This window comes from Aliivibrio fischeri, assembly GCA_038993745.2.
In the GTDB taxonomy this organism is placed as follows: domain Bacteria; phylum Pseudomonadota; class Gammaproteobacteria; order Enterobacterales; family Vibrionaceae; genus Aliivibrio; species Aliivibrio fischeri_B.
The window spans coordinates 446,689-465,035 of record CP160630.1; the positions used below are offsets into that span (position 1 = coordinate 446,689).

General features: G+C 37.0%; 14 protein-coding genes and 3 pseudogenes. 5 read left to right on the top strand and 12 right to left on the bottom strand.

All coding sequences use genetic code 11. The features are described from left to right. Positions 1-73 precede the first annotated feature (73 nt). On the top strand, positions 74-754 hold the full coding sequence (locus AAFX60_016040) for a hypothetical protein (protein XDF79910.1): 681 nt from the start codon (positions 74-76) through the stop codon (positions 752-754). Between the two features lie 181 nt (positions 755-935). After that, positions 936-2,801, top strand: a complete 1,866-nt coding sequence (locus AAFX60_016045; GenBank protein ID XDF79911.1) for a methyl-accepting chemotaxis protein — start codon at positions 936-938, stop codon at positions 2,799-2,801. Between the two features lie 71 nt (positions 2,802-2,872). Here the strand turns inward: AAFX60_016045 and AAFX60_016050 are convergent. From AAFX60_016050 to AAFX60_016065, 4 genes and pseudogenes are all read right to left on the bottom strand, one after another. Then, a pseudogene (locus AAFX60_016050) lies at positions 2,873-3,732 on the bottom strand (amino acid ABC transporter permease). Between the two features lie 3 nt (positions 3,733-3,735). Then, a complete protein-coding gene (locus AAFX60_016055) occupies positions 3,736-4,545 on the bottom strand; it encodes a transporter substrate-binding domain-containing protein (GenBank protein ID XDF79912.1) in 810 nt (269 codons plus the stop codon). Between the two features lie 14 nt (positions 4,546-4,559). Continuing rightward, positions 4,560-5,354: an amino acid ABC transporter permease gene (locus tag AAFX60_016060; protein ID XDF79913.1), complete on the bottom strand. Its 795-nt coding sequence runs from the start codon at positions 5,352-5,354 to the stop codon at positions 4,560-4,562. Between the two features lies 1 nt (position 5,355). After that, positions 5,356-6,102, bottom strand: a complete 747-nt coding sequence (locus AAFX60_016065; protein ID XDF79914.1) for an amino acid ABC transporter ATP-binding protein — start codon at positions 6,100-6,102, stop codon at positions 5,356-5,358. 248 nt (positions 6,103-6,350) lie between these two features. Between AAFX60_016065 and aroG the strand changes: the two genes are divergently transcribed. Then, positions 6,351-7,403 (top strand): 3-deoxy-7-phosphoheptulonate synthase AroG, encoded by a 1,053-nt coding sequence (aroG, locus tag AAFX60_016070; protein XDF79915.1) that lies wholly within the window; start codon positions 6,351-6,353, stop codon positions 7,401-7,403. 50 nt (positions 7,404-7,453) lie between these two features. On the opposite strand, the gene AAFX60_016075 is transcribed toward aroG, so the two are convergent. Continuing rightward, the gene (locus AAFX60_016075) at positions 7,454-9,088 is read right to left on the bottom strand and encodes an ATP-dependent endonuclease (protein ID XDF79916.1); all 1,635 of its coding nucleotides are present in this window, start codon (positions 9,086-9,088) and stop codon (positions 7,454-7,456) included. A gap of 226 nt (positions 9,089-9,314) precedes the next feature. Here AAFX60_016075 and AAFX60_016080 point away from each other — a divergent pair, with 226 nt between their 5' ends. Then, positions 9,315-11,012, top strand: a complete 1,698-nt coding sequence (locus tag AAFX60_016080) for a bifunctional UDP-sugar hydrolase/5'-nucleotidase (GenBank protein XDF79917.1) — start codon at positions 9,315-9,317, stop codon at positions 11,010-11,012. A gap of 502 nt (positions 11,013-11,514) precedes the next feature. Then, a complete protein-coding gene (locus AAFX60_016085) occupies positions 11,515-11,703 on the top strand; it encodes a hypothetical protein (GenBank protein XDF80149.1) in 189 nt (62 codons plus the stop codon). Positions 11,704-11,746: 43 nt separating this feature from the next. Here the strand turns inward: AAFX60_016085 and AAFX60_016090 are convergent, their stop codons facing one another. The 7 genes and pseudogenes from AAFX60_016090 to deoD form a co-directional block, all read right to left on the bottom strand. Next, complete coding sequence (locus tag AAFX60_016090; GenBank protein ID XDF79918.1) at positions 11,747-12,151, bottom strand: GGDEF domain-containing protein; 405 nt, start codon at positions 12,149-12,151, stop codon at positions 11,747-11,749. Between the two features lie 265 nt (positions 12,152-12,416). Then, a complete protein-coding gene (locus AAFX60_016095) occupies positions 12,417-13,214 on the bottom strand; it encodes a hypothetical protein (protein XDF79919.1) in 798 nt (265 codons plus the stop codon). Between the two features lie 206 nt (positions 13,215-13,420). After that, positions 13,421-14,140 (bottom strand): hypothetical protein, encoded by a 720-nt coding sequence (locus AAFX60_016100; GenBank protein XDF79920.1) that lies wholly within the window; start codon positions 14,138-14,140, stop codon positions 13,421-13,423. Between the two features lie 11 nt (positions 14,141-14,151). Continuing rightward, the gene (locus AAFX60_016105) at positions 14,152-14,820 is read right to left on the bottom strand and encodes a hypothetical protein (GenBank protein XDF79921.1); all 669 of its coding nucleotides are present in this window, start codon (positions 14,818-14,820) and stop codon (positions 14,152-14,154) included. Between the two features lie 121 nt (positions 14,821-14,941). Next, a pseudogene (locus tag AAFX60_016110) lies at positions 14,942-15,920 on the bottom strand (sugar-binding transcriptional regulator). An 8-nt stretch (positions 15,921-15,928) separates the two neighbouring features. Further along, positions 15,929-17,397, bottom strand: a pseudogene (locus AAFX60_016115) (lactate dehydrogenase). Between the two features lie 57 nt (positions 17,398-17,454). Next, positions 17,455-18,219: a purine-nucleoside phosphorylase gene (gene deoD / locus AAFX60_016120; GenBank protein XDF79922.1), complete on the bottom strand. Its 765-nt coding sequence runs from the start codon at positions 18,217-18,219 to the stop codon at positions 17,455-17,457. Positions 18,220-18,347 lie beyond the last annotated feature (128 nt).

Sequence of the window (18,347 nt, forward strand, 5' to 3'; positions counted from 1 at the left end):
TAGTTTGTTTGATATTTGTTATTCTCATTAAATAACCGTTATTTATTATATTTATTCTTAGGGATAGAAAGATATGCCAGCATTATCAGTTTTATTGATGGATAGTTTCAACTACTTCAAAAAGCATTTTATTGCCTTTTGTATGCTTGTCCTTCCATTCGCGCTTATCACTAATGGGATAGCATTAAGCTTTAATGAGAACGATGGTCCAGGTAAGTTTTTAGTATATATGCTATTTATTTTGACTATCTATCCTTTTTATAAAGGAGCGATTCTTTATTATATCGCTTATTCATTTGATGGAAGAAGAGTTCCATTTAGTCAACTGTATCAAATACCGGCCAAAACATGGTTTTCGTTTGTATTGATGAACATGATTTTGGGATTAGCGATTTTAATGGGGTTCATGGCGCTTATTCTACCAGGTTTGTATTTGATGGCTCGTTTCTCATTTACAGAGATCTATTGTGTTCTCTATAAAGAAAAAACAAATGATGCGATTAAATTGGGTTGGCATGATACAAAAGACAATTACTGGGTGTTATTTAAAGGTTTAGTTATTATTTTTGGTTTTACTACTGGTTTGATGTGGGCACTAGAATATGGACTTGGTTTAATTGGCTTGCAATCGCCAGTATTGTCTTTCATTTTTTCTATTTCTGAAGTGGTTTTATCAATGATGAACACGATTTTTATCTTTAGAGTGTTTACAGTTAATACGACTAAACTAGAAGAAATCCAAGCTATTGAATAATTAATATTTTTATCATTATTTATTATAAAAACGGTCAACTTTATAAGGTTGACCGTTTTTTTATGTAAAATTATTAATGAGACAGCTGTTGCAAAAATGTTGCATTCTGTTGGTCTGTGCAAATTTTAGATGACATGATGTTTCGAAATGTAAATGTAAATATCGGATTTAGGATGTTTCTATGAAGTTTCGACACAAAATTATTTTAGCTTTTTCAATTATTATGACAGTGACTTTGGCTCTATTAAGTACTGTTCAATACCTTAATATGAAAAAAGAAGTAGAGCATGAAGTTCAATCAAGTATTCATGAGATTGTTGATGGTGTACGCACAACGGTGAATTCAGAACTAGCGGGAAAAACGTTATTAGCCGAATACGTAACAGAAATTGCTGAAAGAGATTTGAACTCAAAAACGCTTGAGACAATCTTAAGCCAACCTCAAGTAAAAAAAGCGTTTGTACTCGCAGGCATCGGTTTTGAAGATGGGCATGATTTTGTTAGTAATGATCCAACGTGGGATCCACAGGGGTATGATGCAAGGACTCGAGGTTGGTATAAATCCGCAAAGCAAGAAAATGGCACAATAATCACAGAGCCTTACGAGGATGCCCTTACTGGAGAAATTCTGATTTCAATTGCAACGGCAGTAAAATCAGATAATCAGTTTATTGGGTCTGTTTTTTTCGATTTGAGCTTAGGAAGTTTGGCTGAGTTAGTGAATCAAGTTGAACTATTTGATGCTGGATACTTATTTATTGTTGATAAGGCAGGAATTGTTATCGCTCATCCTGATAGTCAATATAATGGTCAATCTATGGCGTCATTCTTACCAAATATTCAATTAAGTTCAAAATTACAAACAATAGAGATTAATGGGGCGACACATGACGTCTCATTTACCTCTATTGATGGGTACCCTTGGTCGATTGGTGTTGTTCTGGATGAAGGCAAAGTTTTTAAACAAATTAATGAATTAAAAAATGATTCATTAATATATTCAGTCATTGCGGTTATTGTTTCAATTATTTTGATGCTGTTGTTTATTACTCATCTTATTCGTCCTGTTCAAACATTAAATTCTGCAATTCAGAACGTAGCATCAGGAGAAGCGGATTTAACACAGCGACTGGATACCAAAATTGATCCTGAATTTGCGCCTCTAGCGGAAGGCTTTAATCAGTTTATTATTAATCTTCAAACTCAAGTAACAGAAACCAAAGCGTTAAGTCACCAATTAAATCAAGGGGCTCAGAAGATCTTAGTAGGCGCAAATGACTCAGAAACTGCAATGAATACGCAAATGATGGAGTTAGAGCAACTGGCAACGGCCATGAATGAGATGGCTGCTACATCGGTTGATGTGGCTGGAAACGTACAAAGTGCCGCTGAATATGCCAAAAAAGCGGACAGTGCAACCGAGCATGGTATGACGGTTGTAAATCAAACATCAGAAGAAATTACTGATCTATCAACGAACATTAATCAAGCTGTAGAAGAAGTTGGAAAACTAGAAAAAGCGACGGACAGCATTGGTACAATTTTGCGTGTTATCAATGATATTGCAGAGCAAACCAATTTGCTGGCTCTGAATGCGGCAATAGAATCGGCAAGAGCAGGAGAGGCTGGTCGTGGTTTTGCTGTTGTTGCTGATGAAGTCAGAACCCTTGCTAAGCGTACGCAAGAATCGACAACAGAAATAGCGACAATGATTGAACAATTACAATCAGGTGCAGCAAGTGTTTCTTCTTCAATGCTAAGTAGCCAACAAAGGGCGGATTCTACCGTTGATAAAGCAAAACAAACCGCTGAAGCATTAACTCAGATAAGAGAAACAATTCAACAAATTAATGATATGAATATTCATATAGCTTCTGCAGCGGAAGAGCAAAGTCATGTTGCTGAAGAAATAAATGGAAAGACCGTGAATATTAAAGATTTGTCAGTATTGGTTCATGAAGCGGCACAAGGTGCTGCGGTTGCCATTAATGAACAGGTAAGTGTGGTTGAAAGCCAAGAAAAGATAATGAATAAGTTTACAGTGTAACTGACGTATAACTATCAATTAAATTGATATAAAAGCTCAAGAGTATTCTTGAGCTTTTTTAGTTATGCTAGCTATTGGCGTTCCCAGTAATTAAATAGTTGAGAGAGAATAAAACAGAGAACGAAATAACTAAGTGCTACAAAAATCCAAATTTCAAAAATCATACCGCTTGAGTTCGCGATTTCAGTACCTACAAAAGTTAACTCTTGTATTGAAATTAAAGAGATAATAGAAGAATCTTTAACTAAAGAGATACATTGCCCAGCTAGAGGTGGAATGATCACTTTAAATACTTGCGGGGCAATAATGTATCGATATCGATGCCAAGTTGATAACCCCAGTGTTTTTGCTGCTTCATGTTGACCTTTAGGTATTGCATCCAAGCCTGAACGTACGACTTCACCAATATAAGCGGCAGAGATCATACCAATACACAATACTCCCGCCGTTAAGTTTTCCCACAGATTAGCTGAGCCAAAAAGAAATTGTTGCAGTAAGTTAATGTCACCAGAGTGTTCGCGTAATAAGCTCTCAAGACCTAATAAAGGAACCAGTTGGTTGGCAATAAAAAAGTAAAATATGAAAATAAAGACCAAAGGTGGAATGTTTCTGATCAGTTGGATATAGCTATTTGATAACGCTCTAATCACCGTAAAATTTGAACGGCGTCCTAAGCCTAATAAGATACCGAAACAAATGGCAAAGAGCATCCCCAAAACGTTAAACGTAATGTTGAAAACAAACCATCAAAAAAGTAAGGGAGAGAACCATCCGCTTTTGGAGTAAATAAAAGCTGAATGGCTTTAGACCACTGCCAATGATAAGCCAAGGTACCACTGTCTTTGGTCAATAACCAAGTGACAAACCCTATGATAATGATCAGTAATCCCCAATCTAATCGATTGAGCCTAAAAGATGCTCTTTGATACATTTTTTATTTCGCTGTTTGTGATTGCCAATCTAGGCTTGTAAACCAATAGTCGTAACGCTCTTTTAACCAACCGTCGTCGGTACGAGCTTTGATCCACTCATCAAAATACGCTTTTTTATCTTCTTCACCTAAACGAACAGCAAAGGCTTCATTGCCTTGTGATAAACGCTCTTTAAATGGTAAGTAAAGAATATCAGCGTGTTTAAGCGTATCGAATTCTGGTTTAGGCGTTGATGCTGCTACGGCGTGAGCATTAGCATTTAATACTTCTTGGAAGGCTTGTGCTTCATCATCAAATTGTAGAACTTTTGCTTTTGGAAAGTGTTCTTTGATAGCTGCAACGGTAATTGAACCACGGCGTGCTGCAAATTTTACGCGTCTTGAATTGAAATCTTCACGAGTAAAGCCGTCCGTTAACTCTTTATTAGCAGCAACCTGTACACCTGAGTGTGAATATGGAATAGTAAACAGAACACTTTTTGAACGTTCATCAGTAATTGTTAATCCACCGATAATGACGTCAAATTTACCAGAAATAAGAGAGGGAATAATGCCATCCCAAGCTGTAGGTATAAACTCAACTTTTAAACCAGAGTCTTCAGCAAGACGCTTTGCCACATCGACTTCAAAACCAATTAACTCACCTTGTTGATTTCTCATCGCCCATGGAACAAAAGTACTTAAGCCTACTTTTAATGTACCACGCTCTTGAATCTTGTCTAAATTGGGTGTGCTGTCGGTTGTCGTTGCGGAAAATACTGAACTACTAAATAGTAAACTTAATCCAAAAAACGAAAGTAATAGGTGCTTCATGCGAGTTGTTCTCCTTAGTGTGCGTTGTGCATTCTGTATTCTAGCCATGCTGATAAAGCAGAAAGGCTTAATGTAATCATTAAATAGATGGCGGCCACTGTAAACCAAATTTCAAATGGCATGGCTGTATCCGATACAATATTTCTTCCCTCAGTAGTAAGGTCAAAAATAGCCATTACACTGACTATAGAAGAGTTTTTAACTAAGGAAACTAATTCGTTGGTTAGTGAGGGTAAGGTTTTTCTAATTACTTGAGGTAAAACAACATATCGATAGCTGTTGAATTGAGAAAGTCCTAATGTCTTACACGCCTCAAATTGTCCTTTAGGTAGATTGATTAAACCTGAACGTAAGATTTCGGCTGTATATGCACCTTGAAACAAAGCTAAAGCTAAGACGGCAGTAGTGAAACGCTCTAAGCCTAAAAAAGGACCAAAAACGAAATACAATAAATAGATTTGAACCAATAATGGGGTATTACGGATCAACTCAATGTATAGCGTTGATATTGTTTTACCTACAATGGAGTTTGATAGGCGCAATAATGCAGTTACCAGAGCAATAGCAAGTGTTGCAATCGCACTGATGGCGGATATTTTTAAAGTAACCACCAAACCTTCAATTAGTTCTGCAGGAAACCATTCACCATCTTCATAAAAGAAAATGAAGTCAGGAACTCGATCCCATTGCCATTGATAGTTCATGGCTTGAGCACCACTGTCCAAAACCCAAAAAAGACCTAAACTAAGTAATACGATCTGAAGAGTTGCAGAGAGAACTGGTGTAAAAATACGAGTAAAGTAATTCATCTTAATAGCTTAATATTTGGTTTAAAAAGCGTTGAGTTCGAGCGTGTTGCGGGGATTCAAAAAACTGGAGAGGCTCTGCAACCTCAACAATTTCACCTTCATCCATAAAAACGACTCTGTCTGCTACCTTTTTGGCAAATCCCATTTCATGGGTAACACAAACCATTGTGATGCCTTCTTTAGCTAAATCCGACATTACATCAAGCACCTCACTGATCATTTCAGGATCAAGAGCAGAAGTGGGTTCATCAAATAAGAGAATTTTAGGTTCCATACACAATGAACGAGCAATAGCGACGCGTTGTTGTTGGCCACCAGAAAGCTGTGATGGGTACTTATCAGCTTGTTCAGCGATATTGACGCGTTTTAAATACGTTAATGCACGCTCTTTTGCTTGAGCCTTAGAAAGTTTTAACGTTTTGATTGGAGATAGGGTTAGGTTCTCTAACACGGTTAAATGTGGGAAAAGATTAAAGTGTTGAAATACCATGCCAATTTTCCCTTTATCAAGGTGCTTTGGTGATAACACCTCATCAAAAAGTGAAAGCTGACCATTCTGGATGGACTCTAATGCATTAATGCAGCGAATAAGCGTAGATTTTCCTGAACCAGAAGGACCACAAATAACGACTTTTTCACCTTCTTGAATGGCTAAGTTGATATTTTTTAGAGCATGAAATTGGTCGTAAAATTTATCAACAGCTTCAAAAGTAATGACATTTGTTCTCTTTGTATTTTTTATCGTCACAATTAGTCCTTTCAGTTACTAGCCAAAGTTACTGTAACATATTCATTAAACTAAAGAAGTGATTCTTGTTTCTTTGATTGTTTATTGCGCAAAAAATGAGGTTATGTGTGGTTCATGTCAAAAGAGGTATGAGTAGTAAGTTATATTAAATTAACCATTGCACAACAGAACAAGACACGTTACGTTAACAGAATGGAGAATAAAGATGCAGGAAGATAACCTGTATAACAGAGATGGAAGAATAAGCAATGTATCAAACTGATGATGTACGAATTAAACAAGTAAAAGAACTTTTACCGCCTGTTGCTGTACTAGAAAAATTTCCGACAACTGAAACTGCTGCTAAAACGGTGTTTCAGTCTCGTCAAGCTATTCATAATATTCTTCAAGGTGAGGATGACCGTCTTTTAGTAATTATAGGACCATGTTCTATTCATGATCCAAAAGCGGCACTAGAGTATGGTGAAAAGCTAAAAGTATTGCGTGATGAGTTGGGTGATCGTTTAGAAGTAGTGATGCGTGTTTATTTTGAAAAACCGCGTACCACAGTTGGATGGAAAGGGTTAATCAATGACCCTTATATGGATGATTCATTTAAATTGAATGATGGTCTACGCATTGGTCGTAAATTGTTGCTTGATCTAACGGATATGGGATTGCCAACAGCTGGTGAATTTTTAGATATGATCACTCCTCAATACATGGGTGACCTAATCAGTTGGGGAGCAATTGGCGCTCGTACAACCGAATCTCAAGTTCACCGTGAGTTGTCTTCTGGTCTTTCATGCCCGGTAGGATTTAAAAACGGAACGGATGGTAATATCAAGATTGCAACGGATGCGATTCGTTCAGCAGGTTCATCACACCACTTTTTATCAGTAACGAAATATGGCCATTCTGCAATTGTAGAAACAGCAGGTAACCCTGATTGTCATATCATTCTTCGCGGTGGTAAAGAGCCGAACTACAGCGCAGAGCACGTTAAACCAGTTAAAGAGCAACTTGCTGCTTCTGGTTTACCGCAAAAAGTGATGATTGATTTCAGCCATGCAAACAGTTCAAAAGACTTTAAACGTCAAATGGTTGTTGCAGATGATGTTTGTGGCCAAATCTCAGGTGGTGAAGATGCTGTTTTCGGTGTCATGATTGAAAGCCATTTAGTAGAAGGTCGCCAAGATTTAGTTAACGGCAAAGTAGAAACTTATGGTCAATCGATTACAGATGCTTGTATTGGTTGGGATGATACTGAAAAAGTACTTCGTCAATTAGCTGATTCAGTAACGGCACGACGTAATAAATAAGAGTTCTTTATAAAACATAAACGCCAACAGTGTATGCTGTTGGCGTTTTTTTATCCTTGTCCTTTTGCCATTGTAACCGTACGTTTTAATGTCCATCGCAGTAATAAAGGAATACTCTCAGGTCCCATTTCTTCGCAATGCTCCACAATAGCTAATGCGACATCCGGTTTTGCGTATTTTTTTAACGTTTTTACTATGATCTTTTTAGGTGGAACAGGTTGATCGGCTGAAATATTTGATAGTGTTCTGAATAACTCTTCAAAGCCGTGATGATATAAATAATGCTCAATATCTTTATGTGGTAGTTCTGTTAAACGGTGACGCTCATGTTCGTTTTCGAGCTGGTTTTTTACTGCAAAGGCGTATTTTTTCCCAGCTGGATCACCATCAGTAACCACATGCCACTCAATATGAAGTGCTTTGGCCATTTTTATTAATGATTTTAACCCTGACTGAGCAAACTCTATGATTTGTACTCCTTCAGCGGCAAGGTTATAACCAAGAATTCGAGCCATTTCATTAAATAACCATACTTCAGTTTCACCTTCAACAAGTAGCCAACAACGAGCAAATAAAGCATTAGAGCGTTGAAATCGAATATGAAACGTAATTCGACGCAAATCATCACGAGATAAACTTGTCGGGGTTAAGGCGTAACTAGAGGTAGAATCAGACTCTCTAACTAAACGTCTTATGGATGATAATGGAACGGCGCTAAGCAATTCACTGCTGTTTGTTGTGAGTATTTTTTGCATGGGAATGTGGTTGAGTAATGTCCATGCTTGAATTAATTGTGTAGGGTGAAGACGACCTTCTGGATCTTCTACAATCATGACAGGTCGTGCTGATTGTTTTAATGTATTCGGTCCTTTTGCTCGTAAGTAGGTATTAAGTAAGCCTAATAATAATAATTTAGTCTGTTTGCTTTGATTTTGATTCACAAATTGGTTTAAAGAAACACCTTCTGCTTTTTGTCCAAAGAATAAGTCATCACGTACTTTATGTTGACCATGTCGTCTATGATTTCTAAAAGAAAAGTAATGATCAACGAGAGATTGCATTGATTGTAAGGCGCTTTTTATTTCTCCACTGCTTACTTGCCCTGGAGCTGTTAATAGGCGTCGGCAGGTATTATTAATTCGTCGCTCAATTCGATCATCGGGAACGTGATCAGTAAAAGGGCCAGGGCTAAGTCGGCGTGAATCTCGGATCCGAATAACAGGATGTAACTTGATGAGATCATAAACCAAGCATTCAATACGGTGATAACGTAACACATTACCATCTTTATCTAAAAATGAGCTTGAAGAAGTTATCTTTCCATCATTATTTGTCGCACTTACACGATAGTAAATACGTTGTGTATTGCTATTTGCATCATGTTGCCACAGTGAGGAGAGTTTTCTATAGCGACCCGCTTTATGTTCGTTTTTTTCTGTGGTTTGCCAAGTAATAATGATTTGAATATGTTGGTCTTGAGTGTATGAAATAGAGTGGTCTTGGTGAAAATCTTTAAGTGTAAATTGATGTAATTCGCCTGAAATGGGCAGGGCAATAGAAAGCGCATCAAGCAATGATGACTTGCCCCATGTATTTTCGCCTATCAAAGTGGTGAGTTGTTCAAAAGAAAGTGATAAGCGTTTAATGCCTCGAAATCCTGAAACTTCTATTCGTTCTAAGAGCATATGACTTCCTCATCAGATACTTGTATAAGTAACTATATAGCATGTAACGAGAGTAAAGCATTATGGATATCACAATTATAGAATTGATTTTTTTGAATAAATTTCTTTGATAGTGCAATTTTCTTTATCTTCAAAAACGAAAAAGAACAATAAGTGATATGATAGTGGCAGGTTGTTTGATGAAGCTTGCGCAATTGAGTTTTAAAGCTTCGAAAAGGGAAAGAAGATGAGTGATAAGCAAAGCAATAAATTAAGAGTTATGCATATTAATGATACGCACTCTTATTTTGATGAATCTGTAATTGCTTTGAATTGTGAAAGCGTTGACAAATTTTATATAAAGTGTGGTGGCTTTTCGCGACTATCACACCAAATGACTTTACTTAGTGATGAAATGAAAGCAGAAGGTGGCAATGTTGCGACTTATCATGCTGGAGATTGCTTTCAAGGGACACTCTATTTTTCTCTATATAAAGGCAAGGCCAATGCGGAGTTGCTTAACCAATTACCGTTGGATGGTATGGTACTTGGTAATCATGAGTTTGATTTAGGAAATGAATTAGTTAGTCATTTTGTTTCCCAAGTTAACTTTCCAATTTTAATGGGAAACTGGGATTTAAGTGAGGAAGACCAAAGCAAAGGTCAAAAACTAAAATACGAAGATAATGTGTTGTCTTATGATACAGAGCGTGAGATAGCCAATTATATGATTAAACATGCAGGCAACGTCGATATTGCTGTATTTGGTTTAACCATAGATAAAATGGATGTATTGGCAAGCCCAGATCCAGATACACCATTTTTGAATGCGATTGAAACTGCGGAAAAAACCATTGAATATTTAAAAGTAAATGGAATTAATAATGTCATTATTATTAGTCATTTGGGATATGACGCTGATAAACAACTCGCAGAATCTATCTCAGGAATAGATCTTATCATTGGTGGGCATAGTCATGTATTGCAAGGGGACTTTGCCGGTATTGGCTTAGAAACTATCGCTTTATATGGTGAGAAGGTAAATAACACCTATATAGTTCAAGCTGGTTGCCATGCTTTAGCGTTAGGCTATTGTGATTTAGAGTATTCAGATAGTGGTGAGTTAATTTCGTTTAATGGACGAAATATGTTGCTATTAGACGATATTGCTTATCAGGATAAAGCTTGTGAAGCTCCTGTAGATGAAGAAAAACAAAAAGTAATATACAACGCTTTGAATGAGTTTATAGGCGCTGAATTTTGTACAAAAGATCAAAAAATTGAAGAGTTACTGATCGATAAATATCGTGGTGAGGTTGTTCGACTATCTCAACAGGTGATTGGACACAGTTCGATGGATTTAGCTCATCGCAGAGTGCCAAATGAGAAAGGGCAAAGTGATATTGCCCCTTGGGTGGTGGAGGCCTTTTATTCTAAAGCGCACCAAGTAGATGGTAGAGTACAGTTTGCTATGCATAATGCTGGTGGAGTTCGCTCTGGTTTAAACCAAGGAGCCATCACATATGCCGATATTGCCGGAAAAGTTTTGCCATTTGCAATTCCGATTGTCATTTATAGTATCAAAGGTAAATACCTTAAAGCTGCTATTGAGGGAGCAATAGATAATGCGACTAACAATGGAGTGATAGGAAGTGGATCTGGAAGTTTTCCTTATGTATCACAATTAAGTTATCAATATGAAGCGTGTAATCCTACCGGGCAGCGTATTACCGAGTTTGACATATTTAACTCGGTTTCTGGATGGGAGCCTGTTTTAGATGAGCAAATATATTATGGAACATCAACAGCTTATACTATAAAAGGGAAGGAAGGTTACGCTCCTTTACTCAATAAAGAAGATGAGGTGATAACAACCAACCTTTCAATGGCTGATTGCTTCATTGATTATTTAATGCATTACCCTAATTTAACAAAACTAAGATGACACTGAATCGATATAATAAAAACAGTACTGCTATCATTTAGTGGCATGCTAATTGCTATTAAATAACTGAGATGAGTTGTACAGTTTTATAGGTAATAGCATGGACAGTGATTGGTCAGACAAATTGCTAGTCGTAAGCTGGGTGTTCGCTTGGGCATTAATTGTTTACTTCGTCCCTTTTGCAGGGTGACATTTAAAAGGCTTTCTAATTAATTAGGAAGCCTTTTTTATTAGCGTTAATAAAACTTATCCTTTATTGATGATATAAAAGTTTTTATTGTCATATTTAGGTTAACGTAAATTGTTTAAATTATGTTAATTTGATTTTTTATTCGTTAATGTGTATGAAAAGTGCATCTATATGCGCTAATTTAAGTTATTGATTGGTGTAATTTTTACATTAGAAAAACTAATATTACATTGAAGAAAAAGTCATTTTTTGACCAATAAATTAAGCTTTATTATGCGCTCATTGAAATTGATTAATTTAAGTGAGGCAATCATGGCACAAGCAGCAATGAACGTTAATAACATCGCTACTTCTTCACAAAAGAAGGCCTATTCAGTAAGTATCAAAGGATTGATTGCTCATCTTGTGGATGTTTTGTTTGGTAAAGATCAAACTGTATCTGCACAATATACATCTGAACTATCAGAGCACTTACAAAAAGATTTAGGTCTTTATCGTTAAGATATAGACGAATGGAAAAAGCTAGCAAGTTTGCTAGCTTTTTTTATACCTTAATAAAAGTTATTTGTTTAATAAGAGCATACTTTATTTTTCCGGAGCGTTTTGCTTGGTAAAGCGCTTTATCTGCACGAAGAAACGTAGCTTTATGATCTTCTTTATTTCGATTCAATGTTAAGCCGATACTAACGGTAATTGAGCGGTCTTTAAGGGTATCTCGCCAATCGTAATTTGCAATTTCTGATCGGCATTGTTCTGCGATTTTTTTCCCATGCTCAAGGTCGTCAGAAGGAATAATAATAAGAAACTCTTCTCCTCCATAACGTAGTATATAGTGAGAAGGTGAAACTGAATTTTGCAAAATTTTACTAACTAGTTTTAATACAATATCGCCTTTTAGGTGGGAATATTCATCATTTATTGATTTAAAATCATCGATATCAATAACCAATAACTGATAGTGTTTAATCGTAGGTAAAATCTCTTTTATAAACGTAGATTCAAACCATCTTCGTTATATAGCTTCGTTAAACTGTCATGAAAAACATCTTGTTGTAACTTGGCTACCGTGTCTTTTTGTTGATCAGATACTTTTTTTAATTTTAAGTTTTCAGTTTCAGAAATATTTAAGCGTAATTGAAGTTCTAATCGAGTTAATCGTCTTAAAGAGTGACCACCAAGTTCATTAATTGGGAAGTTTTTGATTATTTCGACAGTTAACTGCTGCGCTTTTTTTCACATTCAAGTGCAAGAGCAAAGTTTTTACAACTTGCTAGAGCATCGCTTTTCACTTCAAGTAATTGGCGAATATAGTAGCCATAAGAGTATTTTATTGTTCGCTTTAATTGATGTGAAATGATCACATCGGCAATTTCCCCACGCTGTTGCTTAATAAGACAGTAGGCTGATTCAACAGCAAATAACTTGTTTAACCAAGGAAAAGAGTGTTGGTCGCTATACTCTTGTCTATATTGTATCAGTAGGTTAAGTGCCGTTTCAGGTTGGTTTTTCAGGCGCAATAGTTTTGCGGAATAAAGCAATACTTGCGCTGTTAATTGGGGGTCATCAGAAACGTATTTTAAAGCATAACATTCATCAAGAAGCTCTTTAGCTTTGGAAAGTCTTTTTAAATCGAGAAGGCAAGCAATCATGTAAAGTCGGTAACGAAGCGAGAGATTATTGCTATTAATACTGTTGCTTAACGCTTCTAACTTTTGGTAATAGCGCAGTGCTTTTAGGTGATCACCATAAATAGAGCATAAATTTCCTATACCTAAAATAGCTTGTATATAAAATTCATTATCACCGTATTCTACGGCGAGTTCAGAAAGCGAATGAAGGTACTTTAATGCTTTTTGGTACTGTCCAATATCAGTATAACGATAACTTAATGCCGAATATATTTGCAGCATTAATTCGATGTCTTTAGATGGATCTAATAACAATAAAGCACGGTGTAAATGTTTGATGCTGTTTGTCAGGTTATTGAATTCGACTTCATACTCAGAACTCATTAATAGGGCGTATGCTTTTCGGTTTTTGTTTCAGCGAAGTTGTCTACAATATATAACCAAAACTCTAGGCACTGGTGTGTGTTTAGCTTTAATAAATTAATGTTATTTTCAGCTATTCGATTTAAAAGACTGTCCATATCATATTTCCATTGGTGTTTGAGAAGGCCGCACCGTCGCAAAATATTCCGTAATTGTGAAATAGTTAATCATTGGGGAAGATGCCTCAAAAGAGTAACGTTGCCATGGTAAATGGTAAAAAGTGAGCTTAACGAGCGACAAATATCATCACATTTTTCTTTTGAATCATTAAGCAGTAATAGCACTTCGTTATCCCCTTTACGTGTTAGTAAATCACCGTGTTTACAGTAGTGGTGGATAAGACTTGTAATGGTATCGAGCTTTTCTTCAGAGTTTTCAATAATACTAATAACATAATGATTTTTAAGATCATTAGAGTTATAAACAGAGGATAAATGTTGTGCCCATTTATTAAAAGGTTGTAAGTATATTAGGGCTGATATGCTGTTTAATTCTAATTGCAGTTGGATCCGATTAATTAGCTTTCTTGCTCTAGAATCAAGTTGCTCTTTTGATGAATTAGATTTATCACGACCTAAACTATTGGATTGTTCTTGTAATAAAGCAATTTCATATTGTCGATAACGTTTATAAGAGTAAAGCGCATGTTCATAATCGTTAGTTAATTCAGCAATTCGTGATTGTTCTAGACAAATTTGAGAGCGCAGTTCTCCTTTATCAAATTGTTCAGCAATTAACTCTGCTTCGGTTAATAATTCATAGGCTGGCAGGTAATGAGATTGAGCCGAAGCGACTCTTGCTAAGCTAATAGAAGAGTGTGCCATCATCCAAGTTAGTTGATGTTGTTGAGCTAGTTGGTAGGCGTAGCTGCAGCTTTGTTGAGCCAAGCTCAAATCGTTTAACCAAGAAATGCTAAGCCTCTAAAATCATAGATTTCAGCTTTCCATGTTAAGTTGGAATGATGAACAAGCAATTCTTCGGATTTTATTAGAATAGGTAACATTTCTTGATAGTTACCAAGCAGGTAGTAATCCCACGCTTGTAATATATAGGCCTTAGCTTCGAGATGAGGAATCCGGTAAAATTTGGCTCTTTGTGCGGCAATGTTATGAGCAAAGTTAGCGTCATTAAGGTTATTTGTCATGCGCCAAATATTCCCTAACCCAATAAGTGCTTCAATTTCTATCTCATTATCACCAAGCAGCGAGGCTTGTTCTAGTGCTTGAATCCAGAACTGTTGTGCACTAAACAGTTTGGCTTGGCCCCATGAATGAGATGCCAAAACATGTAGAATCTTAGGTAAGAGATCGTCATCTTCAAGTTCTTGATGCATATGCAACAATTCACGGGCAATTTTGAAACCAATAGGGTATTGCATCAAATGCCAATACGCTAAAGAGATGATCAGTTTTGAATAAGCTTCGCCATATTTGAAGTGCATTTGTTCTGCACGAACTAATAACGTTTCCGCTTCAGATTTAATTTTATCAGCGTTATCTATACAAGATTCTAATTGTGACTCTAATAGCTTAAGAGCGGAAATAATGGTTCTTTTTGATTGGTTCACAGTGGTATTCCTTACTTCATGACATCAATATAATCTTGCTAATCTATTGATGTCACGAACTAAATTATAGAACTGCGATCGTGCTACGGTATGTTATATTGTGAAAGGGAATAAGTGTGGGTTACTCTTCATTTTCCGCTAAATTCAATAAAGCCATGGCACAACTTACGCTGGTAGCAAGTACGTCTATAACGCCTGTGCGTAAAGCTCCCATAATTGATAAGGCTTTACGACTTTCGCTGGCCATTGCCACAACATTTGGAATTTGACGTAGGTCTTCCATTTCAAGACCAATAACACGGCTCGCATAAGAGTGTCTGCGTCCGTACCATCAAGTTTGAAGAAATCAAAACCGCCAATATCACCCACGATGCCATCGTTTAATCGGGCTTCAACAAATTCTTTAGGTGTGAAGAACCCGAGTTTGACCATATGGCTATTTTCGTCCATATCACCAATACCAACTAAGGCAAATTCCGCTTTTCTAGCTTGGCTTAATGTTTCTTTGATGGTGGCATGCTCCATAAATGCTGATCGTAAGCTTGGGTCATTTACATAAGCTGGCGCGTATAAGGTTTCGCTGCTTCCACCGTATTTTTTGGCTAGACGACGGCAGATATGGTCAGCATTAATAATATCACCGCTGCGATGGGTTCCACCAATCGCTGATACGAAGCGTGCATTACGCTGCGTAACAATGCCTGCATGATCTGCTACTGCTGCAACATTTTGGCCTTGACCAACCGCAACAGCCATTCCTTCTTGTAAGTTATTGTTAAGGTATGAACTTACAAGTGCTGCAACTTGCTTTCGTTGTTCATTTGTATTGGTTGGTCTAACGAAATTAATGCACGTTTTAGGTTAAATTTTTCAACCAGTTTCTGTTCAAGCTGAACACTGTATACAGGGTGAAATTTTACGGTTATTTCAACAATGCCTTCTTCTCGCGCCTTTCTTAGCATGCGACCAACTTTCGCTCGAGATAAACCAAACTTTTTGGATATTTCTTCCTGAGTTGCGCCTTCTTGATAATAAAGAATCGCAATTTCAGTCAACATATCTGTGTTTTCTGTTTGATCTTGAGAGGGTGACATCGTCATAACTTGTCCTAACTTAATAATTCTGCAAGTGTAATTGGTTTTGATATTAACCCTAACTTTTGTGCCGGAGTTATGCCTAGTTTATCTTGATGACATAAATTATGCCAAGCTCTAAAAATATCTAATAGAGGAAGTAGGCTTGCAGGACGTAGTTTGCGTCTTGGTTCATTAACCAAATTGGTAAATTGGTTATAGAAACGAGTTTGATATTCATTAGCAACGGTCGCGGATGCTCGTTTTAGCCAATACGCTTCATTATGTTCTGCACCATTTAAATGGCATATGCCTTTATGTTGTCCGTTGATTTCGGTAAATGCCCAGCGATCACGCCACCAACCAACCAAATGTATATCGATCTTATCACCGCTTTCTTCAGTAGGAAACGCAATATCTTGAGTCACATAGAGTAGGTCGATGCTATTCTCTTTGATTCGTTCTAAAAAGATAGACATAGCGGCAGAACGAAGCATAGGTTCTTGCGGCATATAGATTTCAATAGAGTCACAATGTGAGAATGCTTTTTGAATTTCTAAAAAATGCGCATGCGAAGTATAAGGAGGACGAATTATCGCTCCTTTAGAAGGGTAATTGAGAGAGACGTAATTACCCAGCGGATCTTCAACGTTCGCACGCGCTAAAATTTCTTGATATTTATGATCAACACGTTTGAAAATGGATTTTGAGCCAATGGCTGGTTGTGAATTGGCTTCATTAACAAACGTATTTGATAAATATTGTGCGTTTTCTTGGAAAGGGTCGTGATCCAACAGTGTGCCAGGTTCATCGGTTTCCGAGTAATTGATATGTTGTGCAATGACATATCCAGAGGTTACTTCTGCGCTGGCATACCAAAACACGCCATTATTGCTCAGTGGTTGCAGTGGGGTGGCATTAGAGGCAAGTTGGATACTTGTTCTATCATGCTGAAGTCTTGAGTCAAATAATGACATATGACGACGGCAACGACTGGCAATTTGATTGATATGATCGTAAAAGGTTTTAGGATTTATATGTAAACGACGGCAAATTTCACGAACGGAATAACCAGTAAATAAAAAGCCTAAAAGCTTTTGTTGAATAAGACTCTTTTGGTTTTCACCAGACCATTTATCTACAAAGGTAGACGCACAAGATTTGCAGCGATAACGTTGTCTATCACCACTGTAACCAAATGCATGATATAGCTCGCGATGGGTTAATACATCGAAACCAAAATGTTCGCATTCTGAGTTATTACAAGAGGGTAAGGAGTGTGATTGAACTTGTTGTTGACGTGCAAGTTCGTTCAATACCTCTTGGTTATTGATTAAGGAGGAAAAGCACCACATTTCCGGCAAACTAATGCAGGTCGCTTAGGGTTCGTACGTTGAACTAAATAATGTTGTTCATCGCTATCACCAAAATTGTCACACGCCAATGTTTTACAAAAATTGAGTTGTAACCCTTTAGCAGCCAACGGCAGTTTTTCAGTCGGCACTAGACTCCCCTTATGGATTTTATGGCGCCAGTATTGATGACTGGCGCAAACATCTGATTACAGTTTAATTGCAGTTTCTAATGCAACTGTCATCATGTCATTAAATGATTTTTGACGGTCTTCAGAGCTTAATTTCTCACCACGTTTAATGTGATCAGAAACAGTAAGGATAGTCAGTGCTTTTGCTCCTAGGTCAGCTGCCACACCATAAATGCCTGCCGCTTCCATATCAACACCAAGGATGCCTAATTTTTCCATTTTGTCGAATAGATCAGCTTCTGGTGAGTAGAAAAGGTCAGCAGAGAATACATTACCAACTTTAACCGGAACATTAAGCTCACGAGCTTGACCAACAGCTGTCTCTAGTAGACCAAAATCAGCAATTGCAGCGAAGTCATGATTGTTAAAGCGGATACGGTTAACTTTAGAGTCAGTTGATGCACCCATACCGATAACAACATCCATCAGTTTAACGTCATCGTGTACCGCACCACAGCTACCTACACGAATTACGTTTTTAACACCATATTCAGCGATTAACTCGTGAACATAGATACAACATGAAGGGATACCCATACCGTGGCCCATTACAGATATTTTTTTACCTTTGTAAGTACCTGTGTAACCGAACATATTACGTACGTCACATACTTGCTTTACGTCTTCTAGGAAGTTTTCAGCAATGAACTTTGCACGAAGAGGGTCACCAGGCATTAGAACTGTTTCTGCGAAATCACCAGCTTGAGCATTAATGTGTGGGTAGCCATAATAAGGTCTCCAGTTTACAAATAAAAATTGAGTGTAACTAAAATTGTTGAACATTCCTGTTCGATATGTGGCTATTTTAGGCCTATATTTTAAGGTGTCATGAGATTGGTGTCACATTTTCTACCTGATTCTACATTATTTCCATAATTGATAACTAATTTTGTTGAAACTTAAGGGGCAAT

Excerpts from the sequence above, each read along its gene's own strand:
- AAFX60_016040 (XDF79910.1), top strand. The coding sequence starts at position 74 with ATGCCAGCATTATCAGTTTTATTGATGGATAGTTTCAACTACTTCAAA.
- AAFX60_016045 (XDF79911.1), top strand. The coding sequence starts at position 936 with ATGAAGTTTCGACACAAAATTATTTTAGCTTTTTCAATTATTATGACA.
- AAFX60_016055 (XDF79912.1), bottom strand. The coding sequence starts at position 4,545 with ATGAAGCACCTATTACTTTCGTTTTTTGGATTAAGTTTACTATTTAGT.
- AAFX60_016060 (XDF79913.1), bottom strand. The coding sequence starts at position 5,354 with ATGAATTACTTTACTCGTATTTTTACACCAGTTCTCTCTGCAACTCTT.
- aroG (XDF79915.1), top strand. The coding sequence starts at position 6,351 with ATGTATCAAACTGATGATGTACGAATTAAACAAGTAAAAGAACTTTTA.
- AAFX60_016075 (XDF79916.1), bottom strand. The coding sequence starts at position 9,088 with ATGCTCTTAGAACGAATAGAAGTTTCAGGATTTCGAGGCATTAAACGC.
- AAFX60_016080 (XDF79917.1), top strand. The coding sequence starts at position 9,315 with ATGAGTGATAAGCAAAGCAATAAATTAAGAGTTATGCATATTAATGAT.
- AAFX60_016085 (XDF80149.1), top strand. The coding sequence starts at position 11,515 with ATGGCACAAGCAGCAATGAACGTTAATAACATCGCTACTTCTTCACAA.
- AAFX60_016095 (XDF79919.1), bottom strand. The coding sequence starts at position 13,214 with ATGAGTTCTGAGTATGAAGTCGAATTCAATAACCTGACAAACAGCATC.
- deoD (XDF79922.1), bottom strand. The coding sequence starts at position 18,219 with ATGTTCAACAATTTTAGTTACACTCAATTTTTATTTGTAAACTGGAGA.